The sequence below is a fragment of the Ensifer sp. NM-2 genome (assembly GCF_003024455.1).
GTDB classification, from domain to species: domain Bacteria; phylum Pseudomonadota; class Alphaproteobacteria; order Rhizobiales; family Rhizobiaceae; genus Ensifer; species Ensifer canadensis.
The window spans coordinates 100,791-120,006 of record NZ_PVZR01000018.1 but is presented as its reverse complement, the minus strand read 5'-3'; the positions used below and the strand labels follow the sequence as shown (position 1 = coordinate 120,006).

The following is a 19,216-nucleotide window of genomic DNA, read 5'->3' as shown; positions in this document are numbered from 1 at the left end:
AGGATCAGGCCTTGCCGGCGATCAGCATGAATGCGGGGATTTCGTCGCCGAAACCGACAGGTGTCGGGCCGTCGTCGTGATCGCGACGGTGGCGGCTGCGGCGATCGCGGTTGTCGTCATTGGCAGGGTTTGCCGCGCGGACCGGACGTTCCGGACGGTGGCCGTTGCTCTGCTTCGTCTCTGCGTTGCGTGCCGGTTTCACCGATTCTACCCTTTCCACGACTGCTTCAATTTCGGCCTCACTATCGGCACGAACCGTATCGGTTTTGTGATCGGAACGGCCACGTGGCGCCCGGTCCCCATCTTTTTTATTACGGTCCCTGCGACCGTCACGACCGCGTTCACGGCGACCGGTGTCGTGGCTTTCCATCGGCTCGGGAAGGTTCGACAGATCACCGTTCAGCCACTCGACCTTCTGGCCGATCAGCTTCTCGATGGCGTCGGAGAACTTCGTGTCGCGCTTGGTCACCAGCGTGAAGGACGCGCCGGAGCGGCCAGCACGGCCGGTACGGCCGATGCGGTGAACATAGTCTTCCGCATGGATCGGCACGTCGAAATTGAAGACATGGCTGACATCGGGGATGTCGAGGCCGCGGGCAGCAACATCGGATGCGACCAGCAATGTGATGTTGTTGTCCTTGAAGCCGGCAAGCATGGCCATGCGCGAGCGCTGGTCCATGTCGCCATGCAGAGCACCAACCGAGAAGCCATGACGCTCGAGCGACCGGAAGAGGTCGGCGACATCCTTCTTGCGATTGCAAAAGATGATGGCGTTCTTCAGCTCGTCCTGGGCGCGGATCAGATCGCGCAGCACGGCGCGCTTCTCGTAATCCTTCGCGTGCGTCGCGACGAAGCGCTGCGTCACCGTCTGTGCCGTCGATGCCGGACGGGCAACTTCGACCCGTTCCGGGTTCTGCAGGAAGCGGTCGGCAAGCTTCTGGATCTCCGGCGGCATGGTTGCCGAGAAGAACAGCGTCTGGCGCGTGAACGGGATCATCTTGGCGATGCGCTCGATATCAGGAATGAAGCCCATGTCGAGCATGCGGTCAGCTTCGTCGATGACCAGGATTTCGACGCCGCTCATCAAAAGCTTGCCACGCTCGAAATGGTCGAGCAGGCGGCCGGGCGTGCAGATCAGCACATCGGCGCCGCGCTCCAGCTTGCGGTCCTGTTCGTCGAACGAGACGCCGCCGATCAGAAGTGCGATGTTGAGCTTGTGGTTCTTGCCGTACTTGTCGAAGTTCTCTGCAACCTGGGCCGCCAGTTCGCGCGTCGGCTCCAGAATCAGCGTGCGCGGCATGCGCGCACGTGCACGACCCTTTTCGAGCAGGGTCAGCATCGGCAACACGAAGGATGCCGTCTTGCCTGTTCCCGTCTGCGCGATGCCGAGGATATCACGGCGCTGCAGTGCCGGGGGAATGGCACCAGCCTGGATCGGGGTCGGGATTGTGTAGCCCGCATCGGTAACTGCGGAGAGAACTTTTTGGCTAAGGCCAAGGTCAGCAAAATTGGTCAAAGGGAAATCTGTTTCCGTTCCGGTTCGGGAAGAACACTGCTCGATCGGTGGAAAACACACCACCGCGTGGCCGGGCTCTTAAGCCGAATGCCGTCGAAAGTCAAGAAATCCAGCACGTTGAAGCTGGAAAAGGTTGATGGCAACGAATCTGTTGCGTTTCTTGTCAAGTAGCACGGGCCGAGCGGGTCGGCATGATGCTCATTTCATGTAGCTCGCGAGCTTGCTGCTGGCGTTGAGAAACCGCATGGGGTCGACTGCCTGACCGTTCAGCCTGACCTCATAGTGCAGGTGCGGGCCTGTCGAACGACCGGTGTTGCCGGACTTGGCAACGACATCACCGGCCTTGATCCGGTCGCCGACCTTGACGAGCACCGTCGAGAGATGGGCATAGCGACTGGAAACGCCATTGCCATGATCGATCTCGACCATGTTTCCATAGCCACCCGTCAGCCCGGCAGTCGTCACGGTGCCCGGAGCCGTCGCGCGGATGCGGGTGCCGACGGTGGCGCGAAAGTCTATGCCCGCATGCAGCGCCAACCGCCCGAGAAAGGGATCGAGCCTGTTGCCGAAGTCGCTGGTGATATCACTTGCGGGCGACGGGTTGCCGAATGGCAACTCCCGGACCTGTGCGCGCGTCCGCTCGAGCTCGACAAGCGCCGAGTCAAGCGCGGCAAGCGATCGACCGAAGCCATCGTTATTGAGGGGCTCTACGAAAGGTCCGCCGATCGCGCTATCTATGGAACCGGTGGTTTCATCTGAGGGCGGCAATTCGGCGACGTCATTTTCTGGTAGGGCAACACCTGTGCGACCGACGATCTTGCGGATCGCCTCGGACGTTTTGGCGGCTCCGTCGGTCAGTTGCTCAAGCCGCAACATCTGGTCGCGCTCAACATCCTTCAGCGAGAGCGTCACTTTCGAAAAAAGCCGATCGGCGCGATCGGAGGTGCTTTCAACCGTGGCAGGCCGGGCATAGGCGAGGGCCGCAACTCGGGCGGGCGCGGCACCCTGTGTGCCGCTCAGCCCCATCAGTTTTTCGATTGCCTGCACACCGCCCGTGGCATCGGCACGTTCTTCGTAGGCGAGGGGTTCGACCGGTGCAGGTTGGGTGAAATCGGTCGACAGACCAGAATTTTCAGCCCGTTCGATCAGCGCGCCGAGTTTGCCGTTTCGAGAAGAAAGCGCCTGCTGCTGCTGAAGCAGCTTTTCGACTTTCTCTTCGACCACCTGTTGATCGAGTAACTGCCGGCTCGTAACGCGATCGACCTGCGCTCGCAACGCGGTGATTCGATCTTCGTATTCGTGCTGCATGCGCGCTTGGCGGGCGATCGTGCCACCGATGAGGTCGTCGCGAAGAACAAGGTAGGATGTGGCGGCGAGGTAACCGATGCTGAACACACCGGCTGCAGAAACGGCAAGGGCCGCCATCCAAGGACGCACGGTCATGTGACGAACCTTGTCGCCGCTCGCCAGGATCAGGACGTGATTCTGCGCGCGATTTCCGAAGGTGCGATTTGCCGAACGTTCAGACACTCCACCGCTCCCGCCATGTGCGAATTGTCTCGCATTGCTTGACGGGCATTACACTTCGTTAGGGTTAATATTTGGTTGAGTGCTCGCGCTACGAGAGGTTGTGGAAGCCGTCATCGAGCGATAGAACGATGGCGTCAACCCGGCTTCGGCGCGGGCGATATCGTTGAATGGCGCCTTGAGGGGACCTCGAAAATTGGCGCGAACGAGCTGCTGGAAAGTCGCTGCCGGATCTTTCCGCTCCCGCGCGCACAGGAAACGAAACCATTTGGCACCGACGGCCACATGGCCTTTCTCGTCTTCGTAGATGACGTCGAGTACCGCGGCAGTCTCGAAGTCTCCGGTCTCGCGCATGCGCGCCTGCAGCGCCGGCGTCACGTCGAGCCCGCGCGCCTCGAGGATAAGCGGGACGACGGCCAGCCTGGCGGTCAGATCGTTGCGGGTGTCGTGCGCCGCCTGCCAGAGCCCGTCATGCGCGGGCAGGTCGCCATAGTCGGCGCCAAGGTCGTTCAGGCGCTGCCGAACCATGCGGAAATGCTTGGCCTCCTCGAATGCAACCTTCATCCAGCCGTCGAAAAACGAATTCGGCACCGATTCGGACGCAAAGCGGGCGACGATATCGAGCGCGAGATCGACGGCGTTGAGTTCGATATGGGCGATCGAATGCAAGAGCGCGATCCGGCCCTTGAGCGAGCCGAGCGAGCGCTTCTTCACCTGCGTGGGTGGCGTCAGAACAGGCCTTTCCGGCCGACCCGGACGCAGAGGAACGGGGCGATCCAGCGGCGAACGCAGCGACAGCGCACGGCGCTGCCAGCGCCGTGCCGCTTCCTGGGCCAGTTCCGTCTTGACGGTCAGGTCGGCAGCACTGATCGCCTCAACGGCAGCGCCGCGTAGACTGTGAAAGTTGGGAAGCGTCTTCATTGCGGCCTCGTCGTTTTGACTTAGAGCGCCTTGGCGGCCTCGAGCACTTCATTGGCGTGGCCATTGACCTTGACCTTCTCCCAAACGCGCGCAATCCGGCCGTCGGCGGCAATCAGGAAGGTGGTGCGTTCGACGCCCATATATTTGCGCCCGTAGAGGCTCTTTTCCACCCATAGACCATAGGCGTTGACGACGGATCTTTCCTCGTCGGCAGCAAGCGTGACTGCCAGATCATATTTCTTCGCAAAGCGATCGTGACGTTTCACCGAATCGGGCGAGAGCCCGATCAACTCAACGCCTGCAGCGGCAAACTCGGAGGCGAGTTCGGTGAAGGAAATCGCTTCCAAGGTGCAACTTTTCGTGTCGTCCTTGGGGTAGAAGAACAAGACGACCGGACGCCCGCGCAAGGCAGAAAGCGAAATCGTGCCGCCGCCGTCACGGGGAAGCGTGAAGTCGGGAGCGAGATCTCCGGGGGTGAGGCTTGCCATGAATAAACCTTCCTTGCGCCAAGTTTTGTGAACAATCGCCGGCTAGGGCATATCGAGAATCGGCGACCGCAGTCCAGCGGATTTGTGCTAGATTTGACAGGTTCCGGACGGGTTGCGTCGATAGGACCCTTTGCCCGGCATTCGCGCACACGAAACCCACGGATGTGTGAATGCTTTCCACAGCATGGTCGGCCAGACGTGATGACACCGTCCGGCCAGATGTGGTCTACGTGACGGCAATGATCCGTCGACCCGCTGCCGCATGATGCGTCGACGGGAGAGGCGGGCTTTCCCGTATGAACTGGAGGGCGTCCGCGCCGATGAGTGAGATCCGCGGCGAAAAAGTCGGCTTTCGCAAGAAAGACATCGTCGCGTTGCATGCGTTGCCCTCGGCGCAGGCACACGAACCCGTCATCGTGCATGCCCCGCACAAACGCGGGCTCTTGCGCTTTCTCAGCAAGATTGCCCTTTGCGGCTTACTGCTCGCCTTCATCACTGCGGCCAGCCTCATCGCCGTCGTCGAGAGCGGGGCGATCGACAGCACACTGAACGCGCGCGCCCGCACGGCGCTGAACGCGGCACTCGGCGGCGCCTATCGCGCTGAGGTCGGTAGCACCGTCGTTCGCATGACCTCGAACGGCGCGCTGGCGCTCAAGGCGCGGGAAGTGGCGCTGAGCGAAGCCACGTCCGGCCAACCTGTCGCAAAGTTGAGTTCGATATCCATTGCCCTCGACCCTCTGGCGCTGTTGACGGGCAGGATTTCGGTTTCACGTCTTGAAGCCGAAGGTGGCGACTTCGACACCGGCCTCCTGCCACGCGGCGAGCCGGTCGATCTGACGAAGATCAAGATCGCCGATGTCGGCGACGCACTGGAGCAGCTTTTTGCCCATGTCGACCGCATGTCGAAGATGGCGGCAGGGCGTGGCGACCAGACGGTGTTGCTTTCCAACTTTTCTTTCACAGTCGCCGGTGCACGTAACCGTGTCGTGCCGGTCGATGCCAAGGAGCTGGAGTTCAATCGTGATGCCGATGGCTCCATGCACGTCAAAGGCAGCGTGACCGTCGATGGAGTCGATGTCGATCTCAGCGCCAACGCTCTTGGTGCAAAGGGTCATATGTCCGGCTTCGAAGCGGCAATCTCGAACATTCCGCTGAAGCCCTTCTTCTATCACGGCCCCTTCGGCAAGGAGGCCGCCTTCGGCATCGATGCGACCGCGGGGCTGACCCTCACGGCGACACGCGCCGCCGAAGGCGCCAAGCCCGACCTTCGCGTGGCCGTCAGGACGTCGGAAGGTGCATTCCACGCCGGTGGGCTGGTTTCGACGATCAATCCCTCCCAGATGGATATCGCCTATGACTTTGAGCGGGCTGCCGTCGAGGTGCTGCCGTCGACGGTCAATATCGGTCGCTCGATCTTCCCGTTTACTGGTGCAGTGAAAGACCTCGACAGAACAGCAGGCGCAACCGATCAGGGTTTTGCCATCGATCTTTTGTTCAGGAATGCAAGTTCCGCGCCGGAGGACATTACCGAACGTCCCTTGATCTTCGATGCGAAGGCAAGCGGCCGCTTCACCTCGGATGCGCGCCACCGCCTGATCTTCGATCAGCTCGCCGTTTCCAGCCCGCTCGGCTCGATGTTCGGTTCGCTTTCGGTCGCCTTCGGCAAGACTTCGCCGCAGGTCAGCTTTGCCGCCGTCAGCGACCAGATGCAACCGACGGCCGTCAAGCAGCTTTGGCCCTGGTGGATCGCCAAGGGCGCGCGCCGCTGGGCGATCCGCAATCTCTTCGGCGGCACGGTCACTGATGCGCGCATCGAGGTTTCGGTGGCAGAGGGGCGGATCGCCCAGAACGAAGGCGAGCTGAAGCTCGACGAGAAAGAACTGAACATCACGTTCAACATCGACGAAACGCGGATCAACATTGCTGGTGAGATACCGCCGTTGCGCGACACATCGGGCACGTTCAAGCTGAGCGGCCAGCGCATGGAAGTGGGCGTAAAGCAGGGGGCGGCCTTTTTTCCCTCCGGCCGGTCCGTCGCGCTCAATGGCGGCGATTTCATCATTCCCGATGTCTACACCAAGCCGTTGATCGCGGAAATGAAGATCGAAGTTGGCGGCGAGGCAGACGCGATCGCCGAGCTCGTCACCTACAAGCCGATTCAGGCGCTGCAAAAGACACCGTTTGTCCCAGGCGACTTTACCGGCCCGCTAACCGCACAGGTCGGAGCGCGGTTTGGCCTTGTCACCGACCAGCACCCGCCACCGCCGCTCTGGCAAGTGGAGATGCAGCTTGAGGACGTCACCGTCACGCGCCCGATCGCCGGACGCGGCGTCTCCAATCTTTCCGGCACGTTCCGGGTCGACAACGAGCAAGCGGTTCTCGATGCCGATGCGGTTGTTGAAGGCGCAAAGGTCAAGATCGCGCTCACCGAACCGGTCGACAGCAAATCGAAGGTCAAACGCAAACGCGAAATCAGCGGCACACTCGATGCGGCAGCCCGGGAGAAGCTGACCCCCGGCCTGTCGAAGATCATCTTCGGGCCGATGGACGTCGATCTGGTGATCGACGAGGCTGATGTTCAGCACGTTACCGTCGATCTGACCAAGGCCAGGCTCTCGCTTCCCTGGATCGGCTGGAACAAAGGTGCAGGCATACCAGCCGAGGTGCGCTTCACATCCGACATCAACGACAGCGTTACAACCATCAAGGACTTTGCAATCGCCGGTGACGGTTTCGGCGCACGCGGTAATCTGCAGGTCGATGGCGCCGGCATCGTTAATGCAAAGCTCAGCAATGTCCGTCTGGCGCAGGGCGACGATTTCAACGTTGCCATCGATCGCCGCAAAGGCATCCATGTCGTGACGCTGAGCGGTGCCGCGGCAGACATTCGTCCGATCCTTGCCCAGATGAAGAGCGGCTCGAACGGCGACGGTGGCGCCGGTGACGACATCACCATCCAGGGTCAGCTCGGTCGCGTCGCCGGCTTCAACGGCGAAGTGCTTTCGAATGTGAACCTGGTCTATTCGGAGCGTGGCCAACAGATCGAAGACATCAATCTGTCGGCAGTCACCGGAAGCGGCCAGGCAGTAGTGGCGCGGCTCGCCAAATCCGGTGCCGACAACATTCTTGAACTGACCACCGGCGACGCCGGCTCGCTTGCTCGGTTCGCCGACATCTATAGCAACATGCGCGGTGGTCTGTTGAACATGAAGTTGCGTGATCGTGGCGGCCGGTCATGGCGCGGCTCGATCGACATCCGCAAGTTCCAGCTGGTCGGCGAGCAACGGCTGCAGTCGATGGTGTCGACGCCGGCTGGACAGGACGGACGGAGCCTCAACCAGGCGGTAAAGCGCGACATCGATGTCAGCACGGCGCGATTCGAGCGCGGTTTTGCCCAGCTTGCCCTCGACCGCAGCGCCATTCGGGTCGATGGCGGCGTCCTCAGGGGAACCGATGTCGGCGCGACTTTCCAGGGAACAGTGCGTGACGGCAACGGCATCATGGATATGACGGGTACCTTCATGCCCGCCTACGGTTTGAACCGAATTTTTGGCGAACTGCCGTTGATCGGCGTCTTGCTCGGCAATGGCCGCGACCGTGGCCTGCTCGGTATCACCTTCAAACTCAATGGCCCATTCAACCAGCCGAAGCTGACGATCAACCCGCTTTCGATCATCGCGCCCGGCGTCTTCCGCAGCATCTTCGAGTTTCAATAATAAGGCCGGCACAATGGCCGGCCTTCGAGATTCTCTAGGAGTGCACCGGCTTATGCGGGGCGAACGAGGATATGCTTCTTCTTGCCGAGCGACAGCTTGACGATGCCATCCGAGGTCACATCGCCACTGCCGATCAGGCGGCGCTCATCGCTGACGGCCTCGTCATTGATGCGCACGGCGCCGCCCTGAACGTGACGGCGGGCTTCGCCGTTGGACGAGGCAAGCCCCGCACGTACGACAAGCGTCAGCAGGCCGATGCCGGCTTCGAGTTCCGACGCAGGCACGTCGACCGACGGCAGGTTTTCGGAGACTGCCCCTTCCTCGAAGGTCTTGCGGGCGGTCTCAGCAGCTTCCTCCGCTGCCTGCCGTCCGTGCAAGATTGCGGTCACTTCCGTTGCCAGAATCTTCTTGGCATCGTTGATCTCCGATCCGCCTAAGGCAGCGAGACGATTTATTTCGGCCATGGGAAGAGTGGTGAACAATTTCATGAAGCGGATGACATCGGCATCCTCGGTATTGCGCCAATACTGCCAGAAGTCATAGATCGGCAGCAGGTCCTTGTTGAGCCAAACAGCGCCATTGACCGACTTGCCCATCTTCGCACCGGACGACGTCGTCAGAAGCGGCGAGGTGAGGGCGTAAAGCTGGGTCGTTCCCATGCGGTGGCCCAGGTCGATACCATTGATGATGTTGCCCCACTGATCCGAGCCGCCCATCTGCAATCGGCAGCCGGTGCGCTTGTGCAGTTCGACGAAGTCGTAGGCCTGCAGGATCATGTAGTTGAACTCGAGAAACGACAGCGACTGCTCGCGATCAAGCCGGGTCTTGACGCTGTCGAACGACAGCATGCGGTTGACCGAGAAATGGCGGCCAACGTCACGCAGGAATTCAAGGTAGTTAAGCCCGCGCAACCACTCAGCATTGTTGATCATCAGTGCCGGGGTCTCGGACTTGTCGTAGTCGAGGTAGTTGGCGAAGACATGCTTGAGAGAGGCAATATTGTCCTCAATTATCTCAACGGTCATCAGCTTGCGCGCCTCTTCCTTAAAGGAAGGGTCGCCAACCATGCCTGTACCGCCGCCCATCAGCGAAATCGGCTGATGGCCGGTTGCCTGGAACCAGTGCAGCAACATGATCTGTGTCAGGTGGCCAACATGCAGGCTCGAAGCGGTCGGATCGTAGCCGATATAGGCAGTCACGGTTTCCTTGCGCAGCAGTTCGTCCAAACCAGATTCGTCGGAAATCTGATGAATGAAACCGCGCTCGCTGAGGGTGTGGAGGAAATCGGACTTGAACTCGGACATGACCTGTCTCTTTCGGCTGGGTAGAACGTCTGCGCGCGGCGTTTAGCACTGTTTGGGCAAAAGTGCACGTCTTTGCTTGGCCGATGTTTTTGCTATGTAGATGGGCAACGCCTTGGAGGAATGCATGGGCAAGATCATGACCGCGATCGGCTTGATGAGCGGGACAAGCATGGACGGGATCGACGTGGCGCTGCTGCGCACCGACGGCGATGCGATCGTCGAGCAGGGACCTTCGGCGGGATACGCCTATGAGGCACGCTTCCGCGACCGGCTGAAACAGGGTCTCGAAGACGCAAAGTCGATCGCCAGCCGCGAGCAACGGCCAGGAATTTTGGCCGATCTCGAGCGGGAACTGACGCTCAGGCATGTCGAAGCGGTTCAGGCATTTCTCCGGCAGAACAACATCTTGCGCGAAAGTGTTGATGTTATCGGGTTTCACGGCCAGACCGTGCTTCACCGGCCAGACGATGCCCTGACCGTCCAGATCGGCGACGGGGCGCTGCTTGCCCGCGAAACGGGCATCGATGTCGTCTATGACATGCGCGCCAACGACATGGAGCATGGTGGCCAGGGCGCACCGCTCATTCCGGCCTATCATGCAGCACTCGCCCGGAACGCCGCAGCGAATGGCGAACTGGTTCAGCCGGTCGTTTTCGTCAACATCGGCGGCATCTCCAATCTGACATTCATCGGCGCCGACGTCGGACTGGTTGCCTACGACAGCGGGCCCGGCAACACGCTGATCGATCAATGGGTGGAGGCACATGCCGGCATTCCCTTTGACCAGGGCGGCATGATTGCCAGCGAAGGCAGCGTGCTGCCGGATCTTGCCGAACGCTATCTGCTCAATCCCTTCTTCTCCTCGGACAGGCGCCGTTCGCTCGATCGCAACGATTTCGCACCGCCAAAGGGAAAGGACGCCAATCTCGAAGACGGAGCGCGAACGCTCGCCTATGTGACGGCGGCTGCGATCATCAAATCGGCCAGTCATCTGCCAGCAGCGCCCCGAACCTACATCGTGTGCGGCGGCGGCCGGCTCAATCCGGTGATCATGCGGGATCTGGCATCGGAGGCGACAGCCCATGGTGCAAACGTGCTTGCGGCCGAAGCGGTCGGCTTCAACGGTGATTCGATGGAGGCAGAGGCCTGGGCCTATCTCGCGGTGCGTGCGCAGCGGGGGTTGCCGCTCACCTATCCCGGCACAACCGGGGTGCGCCAACCGGTCACCGGCGGCAAATTCGCATCCCGCACCGCAGGCTGACGGCAGGTACCGCCTGCCGCGATTCCCTTTGCCCGATTAATCAAATTTTCGCCTGCCACCGATAGTATCGTCCGGTGCTGCCACATGAGGTGGCACAAAGCGGCCCTGCCGTGGCAACAGACAATTCGGGTTCGTCGATGGGTGGTGCGATTTCTCTGCTGGCTGTGAACTTCGTTATCGCCCAGATATTCACTGCAGCATTTCTTGTCATTGCCGCCAAGAGCCGGTCCAGAAGGGCCGCGCTCTTTTGCGCCGGCGGCTTTGCCGTTGCCTCGCTCGCGGCGGTATTCGAAACCGTCGTGCCCTTCACATCCTTTCCCCGTTTTTTTGCCATCGGTGCATTTGCGAGCGTGCTTGCCGGTTTCTGTCTGCTGCGCTTCGGCCTTGGTCTGTTCTATCGCGTGCCAGCCAACTGGCAGGTGCTTGTCGCCTTCTTCCTGGCCTCGGTGACGCTCGACCTCGCGATCTATGATCTTCCTAGGGGAACGCTGCAGCATGCCGCCCCCTACCAGTTGCCATTCTTTGTCATCCAGGCGTGGTCGGCCTCCGTCGTCATCCGCTCCAAACGGCGCTCGGCGGCGGACTGGATCCTGCTCTCGCTGCTGGTACTGACCTCTGGCTACTATCTCCTGAAAATCTACGCGGCCGTCGCGGCCGGTTCCGGGGCAACCGCGCAGGATTATGTATCGAGCCCGTTCGCGCTGATTTCCCAGGCGCTTGGCGCCGTGCTGATCGTCAGCACCGGTCTTGCGATGCTCGGCGTCATGGTCAAGGAGATCGTCGATGATGCCCGCGCACGCTCGGAAATAGACCTCTTGTCCGGGCTCTATAACAGGCGTGGCTTCACCGAACGCGTCATCCCTATGCTCCAGCTGCGCGAGGGCCGTCAGCCGGGCACCTTGATTCTGGCCGACCTCGACCGTTTCAAACTGGTGAATGACAGCTACGGACACCACACAGGTGACGAGGTGATCCGCCAGTTTGCGCGCGTCCTGAAAGATGTCATGCCCAACCGCGCAGTTGCCGGTCGTCTTGGCGGCGAGGAGTTTGTGGTTTTCCTGCCCTCCACAGATCTGGAGGAGGCGCGGGTGGTGGCGCACGGAATGCGCGCTGCGATGATGTCGCAAAAGATCGACGGTCTTGCGGAGCAGGCGAGAGTGACGTCAAGCTTCGGCGTTGCGGCGATTGCCAAGGGTGAACCGCTCGAACAGGCGATGCAGCGGGCCGACAAGGCTCTCTATGCGGCAAAAGAAAACGGGCGCAATCGTGTGGAATGCGCCGAGGCGCTACAAAATGTGGTCAACCCATTGCCCCCACAATGGATCGGGCGGCCTTAAGAGCCGCCCGCATCGGTATCAGCGGATGCGCTTGGCAGCCGGCTCCGGCGTCAGTTCGCCGTTGAGGCGGCGGTCGAGATAATCCTCGCATTCCGCCATCAGGCCTTCGACCTGGCCGTTGAAGAAGTGGTTGGCTCCCGGCACGGTCTTGTGGGTGATGAGAATACCCTTCTGCGCCTTCAGCTTTTCGACAAGTCCGTTCACGTCCTTCTCGGGTGCCACCTTGTCCGAATCACCATTGATGATGAGGCCGGAGGACGGGCAGGGCGCCAGGAACGAGAAGTCATAGGTGTTCGGCTGCGGGGCGACGGCCATGAAGCCTTCGATTTCCGGACGGCGCATCAGGAGCTGCATGCCGATCCAGGCGCCGAAGGAATAACCGGCAACCCAACAGCTCTTCGAATCGGGATGCAGGCTCTGCACCCAGTCGAGCGCAGATGCGGCATCCGAAAGCTCGCCGGCGCCATGGTCGAACTCGCCCTGGCTACGGCCGATGCCCCGGAAGTTGAAACGCAGCGTCGTAAAGCCGCGCTTCTGGAACATGTAGAAAAGCTGGTAGACGATCTGGTTGTTCATCGTGCCGCCGAACTGTGGGTGCGGGTGCAGGATGATGGCGATCGGGGCGCTCTTCTGCTTCGAAGGCTGATAGCGGCCTTCGAGGCGGCCGGCAGGTCCGTTGAAGATAATTTCGGGCATTGGCTCTCCGGGGGTGTTCCTGGTTCGAATCTTGGTTTCGGATCGCGATGAGTCTTGACGAAAGCACTCAGCTTTTCTAAAACCTAGTTTAGAACCGTTCAAAACTTCTGTGCGGGCATTCCGCCGTGTGCTTCGTCTCATAAGGCAAGCGGTGCGGAAAATTCAAGGAAAATGCATCGTCGGTGGTTGTCGGCGGTGAGCCTATTGTTCTAGCGAAGGAAATTATGTCGACCTCGCGCATCTATATGGACTGGAACGCCACGGCGCCGCTTCTTGCCGAAGCGCGCGACGCGTGCCTGTCTGCGCTCGATCTGGTCGGCAATCCTTCCTCCGTCCATGGCGAGGGCCGGACGATCCGCACGCTGATCGAAAATGCCCGCCGCGACGTGGGCGCGCTTTGCGGCGCCAAGGCGGCAAGCGTGATCTTCACCAGCGGCGCGACCGAAGCGGCCAACATGGTGCTGACGCCCGATTTCCGCATGGGCCGCACGCCGCTGAAGATTGGCCGACTCTATGCCTCGGCGATCGAGCATCCTGCATTGCGCGAAGGCGGGCGGTTTGCGCGCGAGAACGTTTCGGAAATCCCGGTGACGACCGCCGGTGTCGTCGATCTCGAGGCCCTGCGTGCGCTTCTCGACACCCACGACCGCGAAAGCGGCCTGCCGATGGTCGCGGTGATGCTGGTCAACAACGAAACCGGCATCATTCAGCCGATCTCCGAGATTGCCGCGATCGTTCGCACCCATGGCGGTATTCTCCTCGTCGACGCCGTACAGGCGGCCGGTCGGCTGCCGCTATCTATCGAAGAACTGGGTGCGGATTTTCTCATCATCTCCTCGCACAAGATCGGCGGCCCCAAGGGCGCTGGCGCGCTTGTCGCCCGGGGTGAGATCATGATGCCGGCACCGTTGATCCGGGGCGGCGGCCAGGAAAAGGGCCATCGCTCAGGTACCGAGAACGCGGTTGCGATCGCAGGCTTTGCTGCAGCGGCGCGCAAGGCTGCCGACAACCTCGATGATCGCATGGCATCGGTCGCAGCGCTTCGCGATCGGCTGGAACAGGATATGCAGACCTCGGCGCCGGATGTGGTGATCCATGGCCGCGACGTTTCGCGCGTTGGCAACACCATCTTCTTCACGCTTCCTGGCATGAAAGCGGAAACCGGACAGATCGCCTTCGACCTCGAGGGTGTCGCACTTTCGGCGGGTTCCGCCTGCTCATCCGGCAAGGTCGGTCAGAGCCACGTGCTGACTGCAATGGGTTACGACCCCCGTCAGGGGGCACTGCGCATCTCGATCGGCCCGGCCACCACGGAGGCCGAGATCGAGCGTTGCGCGGCGGTGTTCGCCAAGGTCGCCGCAAGGCGCCGAACGACAGGTCAGGCCGCGTGAGAACGCGCGGTTGAACGAAATTGCGGAAAAGCAATTTTCCGCTTGGCAAACGGGGTGAAAAGCGCCTTTTAGCCATTACATAAGCGGTGCGCCAAGTTCGCATCGTGTTGACAAGCTACCGGACCTTGGATCCGGCAAGATTGGAGAACGACATGCCTGCCGTGCAGGAGACCATTGATCAGGTCCGTCAGATCGACGTGGACCAGTACAAATACGGGTTTGAAACCACCATCGAAGTCGAAAAGGCGCCGAAGGGCCTTTCCGAAGATATCATCCGTTTCATCTCTGCCAAGAAGAGCGAGCCGGAATGGATGCTGGAATGGCGTCTTGAGGCCTATCGCCGTTGGCTGACGATGGACGAGCCGACTTGGGCGCGCGTCAACTATCCGAAAATCGACTTCAACGACATCTATTACTACGCCGCGCCGAAGGGCACGACGGGTCCGAAGTCGCTCGACGAAGTCGACCCGGAAATTCTGAAGGTTTACGAAAAGCTCGGCATCCCGCTGAAGGAACAGGAAATCCTCGCCGGCGTGCAGAAGTCCAAGATCGCCGTCGACGCCGTCTTTGACAGCGTTTCGGTGGTGACGACCTTCAAGGAAGAGCTGAAGAAGGCCGGCGTGATCTTCATGTCGATCTCCGAGGCGATCCGCGAGCATCCCGATCTGATCAAGAAGTATCTCGGAACTGTCGTTCCGCCGACCGACAACTACTATGCGACGCTCAACTCCGCCGTCTTCACCGATGGTTCGTTCGTCTACGTGCCGAAGGGCGTTCGCTGCCCGATGGAGCTGTCGACCTACTTCCGCATCAACGAGAAGAACACCGGCCAGTTCGAGCGCACGCTGATCATCGCCGAAGAAAGCGCCTACGTTTCCTACCTCGAAGGCTGCACGGCGCCGCAGCGCGACGAAAACCAGCTGCACGCAGCTGTCGTCGAACTCGTGGCCCTCGATGAAGCCGAGATCAAGTATTCGACGGTCCAGAACTGGTACCCTGGCGACAAGCACGGCAAGGGCGGTATCTACAACTTCGTCACCAAGCGTGGCGATTGCCGCGGCAAGAACTCCAAGATCTCCTGGACCCAGGTGGAAACCGGCTCAGCGATCACCTGGAAGTATCCATCCTGCATCCTGCGCGGCGACGGTTCGCGCGGCGAGTTCTATTCGATCGCCGTATCGAACGGCCATCAGCAGATCGACAGTGGCACCAAGATGATCCACCTCGGCAAGAACACGTCGAGCCGCATCGTCTCCAAGGGCATCGCTGCCGGCGTTTCGGAAAACACCTATCGCGGCCAGGTTTCGGCCCACCGCAAGGCCGAGAACGCCCGCAACTTCACCCAGTGCGATTCGCTTTTGATCGGCGACAAATGCGGCGCGCACACCGTGCCCTACATCGAGGCAAAGAACTCGACGGCACAGTTCGAGCACGAAGCGACGACCTCGAAGATCTCCGAGGACCAGTTGTTCTACTGCCTGCAGCGCGGCATCCCGACTGAAGCGGCGATCGCGCTGATCGTCAACGGCTTCGTCAAGGAAGTGATCCAGGAACTGCCGATGGAGTTTGCCGTCGAAGCGCAGAAGCTGATCGGCATCTCGCTCGAAGGCTCGGTCGGCTGAGGCCTTGAACTGATTATTGAATGGCGCGCATCCGCTTTGCGCGCAAACAGACGTTCGTTTCCCAAGAGGACGATATAATGCTTGAAATCAAGAACCTGCACGCCCGCATCGCCGAAGACGGCACTGAAATCATCCGTGGCCTGAACCTGACGGTGAAGGCCGGCGAAGTCGCCGCCATCATGGGGCCGAACGGCTCCGGCAAGTCGACGCTGTCCTACATCCTGTCGGGCCGCGAAGACTACGAAGTGACCGAAGGCGAGATCCTTTACAACGGCGAGAACATCCTTGAGCTGGAGGCTTCCGAGCGCGCCGCCAAGGGCATCTTCCTTGCCTTCCAGTACCCGGTCGAAATCCCGGGTGTTGCCACCATGCAGTTCCTGAAGGTGGCGATGAACGAGCAGCGCAAGTATCGCGGCGAAGACGAGCTGACGACACCGGAATTCATGCGCCGTGTCAAGGAAGCCGCTGCCGAGCTCAAGATCGCTCCGGAAATGCTGCGTCGCCCGCTCAACGTCGGCTTCTCCGGCGGTGAGAAGAAGCGCGCCGAGATCCTGCAGATGGCGTTGCTCGAGCCGAAGCTGTGCGTGCTTGATGAAACCGACTCCGGCCTCGACATCGATGCGCTGAAGATCGTCGCCGACGGCGTCAACGCACTGCGTTCGCCCGACCGCGCCGTCATCGTCATCACCCACTACCAGCGCCTGCTCGACTACATCGTTCCGGACACGGTGCACGTGCTCTACAAGGGCCAGGTCATCAAGTCGGGCGACAAGGCGCTTGCACACGAACTCGAAGCCAACGGCTACGCTGATATCATCGAGGCTGCAGCCTAGGGCCTGTTGAAGGAGTGTTCGAATGAATATGCAACAGGCAATCAAGATGACGGCAGCCGAAACGGCGCTCGTCGATGCCTATACCGCGCAGATCGGCGATCTACCCGGCGACGGCTCGGTGCTGTCGGTTCGTGACACCTTGGTGCACGAACTGCGGACATCAGGCCTGCCGACGCGCCGCGTCGAGTCCTGGCACTATACCGATCTTCGCACGCTGCTGCGTGCGGTACCTGCCGCCGACCCGACGGCTTTTGCTGATCGCGTCGAGGCGCTTGTCGCCGGCTCGACAGTACTTGCGGTGCGCAACGGCCATGCCGACCTCAAGGGCAATGCGCCCGAGGGCGTGACGATGCGCTCCTACACCGACAGCCTGCTCGACGGGTCGGCTGCTGCCGGCCTTGCGGTGCTCGGCTCGGACGACGCAATCGGCCGCATCAACGGCGGCCTCGTGCGCGGTGGTATCGAGCTTGCGATCGCAGACGGAACCGAGCTGGAAGACCCGCTTGAAATTCAGTTGGTGCAGAGCATCGGCCAGTCGCACACGCGCTTCCCGGTTTCCTTCGGTGCGAACACCAAGGCGACTGTGATCGAACGTCACCTGTCAACCGATGCCGGCGAGAGCCTGGTCTCAACGGTCAGCGACGTTGCGGTTGGCGAGGGTGCCGACATCATCTGGATCATCCTGCAGCAGCAGGGAGCCGCAGACACCCATCTCGGGCAGATGCGCTTCGATCTCGCCAAGGACGCCAAGCTGTATCTTTTCGTCATCAATGCCGGCGGCAAGCTGGTGCGACAGGAGATCCACGGCAAGACGAGCGGCGAAGGCGCTGATTTCAAGCTACGCGGCATCAACCTGCTCGGCGGCGAAAGCCACACGGACGTCACCTTCACGCTTGGCCATAACGTGCCGCACACCACATCGACGGAAATCATCCGCAACGTGGTCTTCGATCGCGCCAAAGGCGTCTTCCAGGGCAAGATCCTGGTTGCCAAGGACGCGCAGAAGACTGACGCGCGGATGGCGTGCAACACGCTGCTTCTTTCGGACGATGCCGACCTTTCGTCCAAGCCCGAGTTGGAGATCTTTGCGGACGACGTGCAGTGCGGTCACGGCGCGACGGTTACTGACATCGACCACACGCAGCTCTTCTATCTGCTTGCGCGCGGTATTCCGGAAAACAAGGCGCGGGCGATGCTCGTCAACGCCTTCGTCGCCGAAATCGTCGAGGAACTCGACGACGAGCCGCTGGTCGAGGCGCTGGAAGGCGTAATCTCGGCCTGGCTCGTGAAGCATGCCTGACAGGCGCGACTGATTGGATTGAAAGACATGGAACACACTGTGCCGGTGCCAGCCTATGACGTCGAAGCGATCCGCAAGGATTTTCCGATCCTGTCCCGGACTGTCTATGGCAAACCGCTTGTCTATCTCGACAACGGCGCATCGGCGCAGAAGCCGCAGTCAGTCATCGACGCGGTGAGCCATGCCTACGCCAACGAATACGCCAACGTGCATCGGGGCCTGCATTTCCTCTCGAATGCCGCCACCGAGGCCTATGAAGCGTCGCGCGAGAAAGTGCGCCGCTTCCTGAACGCGCCATCGGCCGACAACATCATCTTCACAAAATCCTCCACCGAGGCGATCAATACAGTCGCCTATGGCTACGGTATGCCGAAGCTTAGCGAGGGCGACGAGATCGTGCTGTCGATCATGGAGCACCACTCTAACATCGTGCCTTGGCATTTCATCCGCGAACGCCAGGGCGCCAAGCTGGTCTGGGCGCCGATCGACGACGATGGCGTGTTCCACATCGAAGATTTCGTCAAGTGCCTGACGGAGCGCACCAAGCTCATCGCCATTACCCACATGTCGAATGCTCTGGGCACCGTTGTACCGGTCAAGGAGATCTGCCGGATTGCCCGCGAGCGCGGCATTCCGGTGCTGGTCGACGGCAGCCAGGGCGCAGTCCACATGCCTGTCGACGTGCAGGACATCGACTGCGACTGGTACGTGATGACCGGCCACAAGCTCTACGGTCCCTCGGGGATCGGCGTGCTTTACGGCAAGATGGACCGCCTGAAGGAAATGCGCCCGTTCATGGGTGGCGGTGAAATGATCGAGGAAGTGACCGAAGACCGCGTCACCTACAACGATCCGCCGCATCGTTTCGAAGCCGGAACGCCGCCGATCGTCCAGGCGATCGGGCTTGGCTACGCGCTCGACTACATGGAAAAGATCGGCCGGGCGGCGATCACCAGGCACGAAGCCGACCTGACCGCCTATGCGCGCGAGCGCCTGTCGAGGATCAACTCGCTGAAAGTGTTCGGCAATGCGCCTGATAAGGGCAGCATCTTTTCCTTCGAGATCGCAGGCGTTCACGCCCATGACATCTCGACGGTGATCGACCGCGCCGGCGTCGCAGTTCGCGCGGGCACCCATTGTGCGCAGCCGCTCTTGAAACGCTTCGGCGTCACCTCCACATGCCGCGCATCCTTCGGCCTCTACAATACGCGGGCTGAAGTGGACGCATTGGCTGACGCGCTTGAGTACGCGCGCAAGTTCTTCGCCTGATCGGGTTTGGAAAATGGTTCAGAGTTTCAACTCAA

The 19,216-nt window shown here is 60.9% G+C and carries 14 protein-coding genes; 8 read left to right on the top strand and 6 right to left on the bottom strand.

Annotated features, from left to right (window positions below; genetic code table 11):
• Positions 1-4: 4 nt before the first annotated feature.
• The 4 genes from C6558_RS28525 to C6558_RS28510 form a co-directional block, all read right to left on the bottom strand.
• On the bottom strand, positions 5-1,516 hold the full coding sequence (locus tag C6558_RS28525) for a DEAD/DEAH box helicase (RefSeq protein ID WP_025427131.1): 1,512 nt from the start codon (positions 1,514-1,516) through the stop codon (positions 5-7).
• A gap of 198 nt (positions 1,517-1,714) precedes the next feature.
• The gene (locus tag C6558_RS28520; protein ID WP_245449232.1) at positions 1,715-3,046 is read right to left on the bottom strand and encodes a M23 family metallopeptidase; all 1,332 of its coding nucleotides are present in this window, start codon (positions 3,044-3,046) and stop codon (positions 1,715-1,717) included.
• 48 nt (positions 3,047-3,094) lie between these two features.
• Positions 3,095-3,964, bottom strand: a complete 870-nt coding sequence (locus C6558_RS28515; RefSeq protein WP_057208648.1) for a ferritin-like domain-containing protein — start codon at positions 3,962-3,964, stop codon at positions 3,095-3,097.
• Between the two features lie 20 nt (positions 3,965-3,984).
• Positions 3,985-4,452: a peroxiredoxin gene (locus tag C6558_RS28510; RefSeq protein WP_025427128.1), complete on the bottom strand. Its 468-nt coding sequence runs from the start codon at positions 4,450-4,452 to the stop codon at positions 3,985-3,987.
• A gap of 320 nt (positions 4,453-4,772) precedes the next feature.
• Here C6558_RS28510 and C6558_RS28505 point away from each other — a divergent pair, with 320 nt between their 5' ends.
• Positions 4,773-8,168 (top strand): DUF3971 domain-containing protein, encoded by a 3,396-nt coding sequence (locus C6558_RS28505; protein WP_084814275.1) that lies wholly within the window; start codon positions 4,773-4,775, stop codon positions 8,166-8,168.
• A gap of 50 nt (positions 8,169-8,218) precedes the next feature.
• Here C6558_RS28505 and tyrS read toward each other — a convergent pair whose 3' ends face one another.
• Positions 8,219-9,472: a tyrosine--tRNA ligase gene (gene tyrS, locus C6558_RS28500; protein WP_057208646.1), complete on the bottom strand. Its 1,254-nt coding sequence runs from the start codon at positions 9,470-9,472 to the stop codon at positions 8,219-8,221.
• Positions 9,473-9,596: 124 nt separating this feature from the next.
• On the opposite strand from tyrS, the gene C6558_RS28495 reads away from it, so the two are divergent.
• Positions 9,597-10,733: an anhydro-N-acetylmuramic acid kinase gene (locus tag C6558_RS28495; protein WP_057208644.1), complete on the top strand. Its 1,137-nt coding sequence runs from the start codon at positions 9,597-9,599 to the stop codon at positions 10,731-10,733.
• Positions 10,734-10,870: 137 nt separating this feature from the next.
• On the top strand, positions 10,871-12,070 hold the full coding sequence (locus C6558_RS28490; RefSeq protein ID WP_057208642.1) for a diguanylate cyclase: 1,200 nt from the start codon (positions 10,871-10,873) through the stop codon (positions 12,068-12,070).
• 18 nt (positions 12,071-12,088) lie between these two features.
• Here C6558_RS28490 and C6558_RS28485 read toward each other — a convergent pair whose 3' ends face one another.
• Complete coding sequence (locus C6558_RS28485; RefSeq protein WP_025427123.1) at positions 12,089-12,766, bottom strand: alpha/beta hydrolase; 678 nt, start codon at positions 12,764-12,766, stop codon at positions 12,089-12,091.
• A gap of 224 nt (positions 12,767-12,990) precedes the next feature.
• On the opposite strand from C6558_RS28485, the gene C6558_RS28480 reads away from it, so the two are divergent.
• From C6558_RS28480 to C6558_RS28460, 5 genes are all read left to right on the top strand, one after another.
• Positions 12,991-14,157 (top strand): cysteine desulfurase family protein, encoded by a 1,167-nt coding sequence (locus C6558_RS28480; protein ID WP_025427122.1) that lies wholly within the window; start codon positions 12,991-12,993, stop codon positions 14,155-14,157.
• Between the two features lie 152 nt (positions 14,158-14,309).
• Positions 14,310-15,779 (top strand): Fe-S cluster assembly protein SufB, encoded by a 1,470-nt coding sequence (sufB, locus tag C6558_RS28475; RefSeq protein WP_025427121.1) that lies wholly within the window; start codon positions 14,310-14,312, stop codon positions 15,777-15,779.
• A 77-nt stretch (positions 15,780-15,856) separates the two neighbouring features.
• Complete coding sequence (sufC, locus tag C6558_RS28470) at positions 15,857-16,612, top strand: Fe-S cluster assembly ATPase SufC (RefSeq protein WP_025427120.1); 756 nt, start codon at positions 15,857-15,859, stop codon at positions 16,610-16,612.
• A 22-nt stretch (positions 16,613-16,634) separates the two neighbouring features.
• A complete protein-coding gene (sufD, locus tag C6558_RS28465; RefSeq protein ID WP_025427119.1) occupies positions 16,635-17,912 on the top strand; it encodes a Fe-S cluster assembly protein SufD in 1,278 nt (425 codons plus the stop codon).
• A 27-nt stretch (positions 17,913-17,939) separates the two neighbouring features.
• The gene (locus tag C6558_RS28460) at positions 17,940-19,181 is read left to right on the top strand and encodes a cysteine desulfurase (protein WP_057208634.1); all 1,242 of its coding nucleotides are present in this window, start codon (positions 17,940-17,942) and stop codon (positions 19,179-19,181) included.
• Positions 19,182-19,216 lie beyond the last annotated feature (35 nt).

What these genes read in the sequence shown, in the direction of transcription:
- C6558_RS28515 (WP_057208648.1), bottom strand. Translation starts at nt 3,964, where the DNA reads ATGAAGACGCTTCCCAACTTTCACAGTCTACGCGGCGCTGCCGTTGAG.
- C6558_RS28510 (WP_025427128.1), bottom strand. Translation starts at nt 4,452, where the DNA reads ATGGCAAGCCTCACCCCCGGAGATCTCGCTCCCGACTTCACGCTTCCC.
- C6558_RS28505 (WP_084814275.1), top strand. Translation starts at nt 4,773, where the DNA reads ATGAGTGAGATCCGCGGCGAAAAAGTCGGCTTTCGCAAGAAAGACATC.
- tyrS (WP_057208646.1), bottom strand. Translation starts at nt 9,472, where the DNA reads ATGTCCGAGTTCAAGTCCGATTTCCTCCACACCCTCAGCGAGCGCGGT.
- C6558_RS28495 (WP_057208644.1), top strand. Translation starts at nt 9,597, where the DNA reads ATGGGCAAGATCATGACCGCGATCGGCTTGATGAGCGGGACAAGCATG.
- C6558_RS28490 (WP_057208642.1), top strand. Translation starts at nt 10,871, where the DNA reads ATGGGTGGTGCGATTTCTCTGCTGGCTGTGAACTTCGTTATCGCCCAG.
- C6558_RS28485 (WP_025427123.1), bottom strand. Translation starts at nt 12,766, where the DNA reads ATGCCCGAAATTATCTTCAACGGACCTGCCGGCCGCCTCGAAGGCCGC.
- C6558_RS28480 (WP_025427122.1), top strand. Translation starts at nt 12,991, where the DNA reads ATGTCGACCTCGCGCATCTATATGGACTGGAACGCCACGGCGCCGCTT.
- sufB (WP_025427121.1), top strand. Translation starts at nt 14,310, where the DNA reads ATGCCTGCCGTGCAGGAGACCATTGATCAGGTCCGTCAGATCGACGTG.
- sufC (WP_025427120.1), top strand. Translation starts at nt 15,857, where the DNA reads ATGCTTGAAATCAAGAACCTGCACGCCCGCATCGCCGAAGACGGCACT.
- sufD (WP_025427119.1), top strand. Translation starts at nt 16,635, where the DNA reads ATGAATATGCAACAGGCAATCAAGATGACGGCAGCCGAAACGGCGCTC.
- C6558_RS28460 (WP_057208634.1), top strand. Translation starts at nt 17,940, where the DNA reads ATGGAACACACTGTGCCGGTGCCAGCCTATGACGTCGAAGCGATCCGC.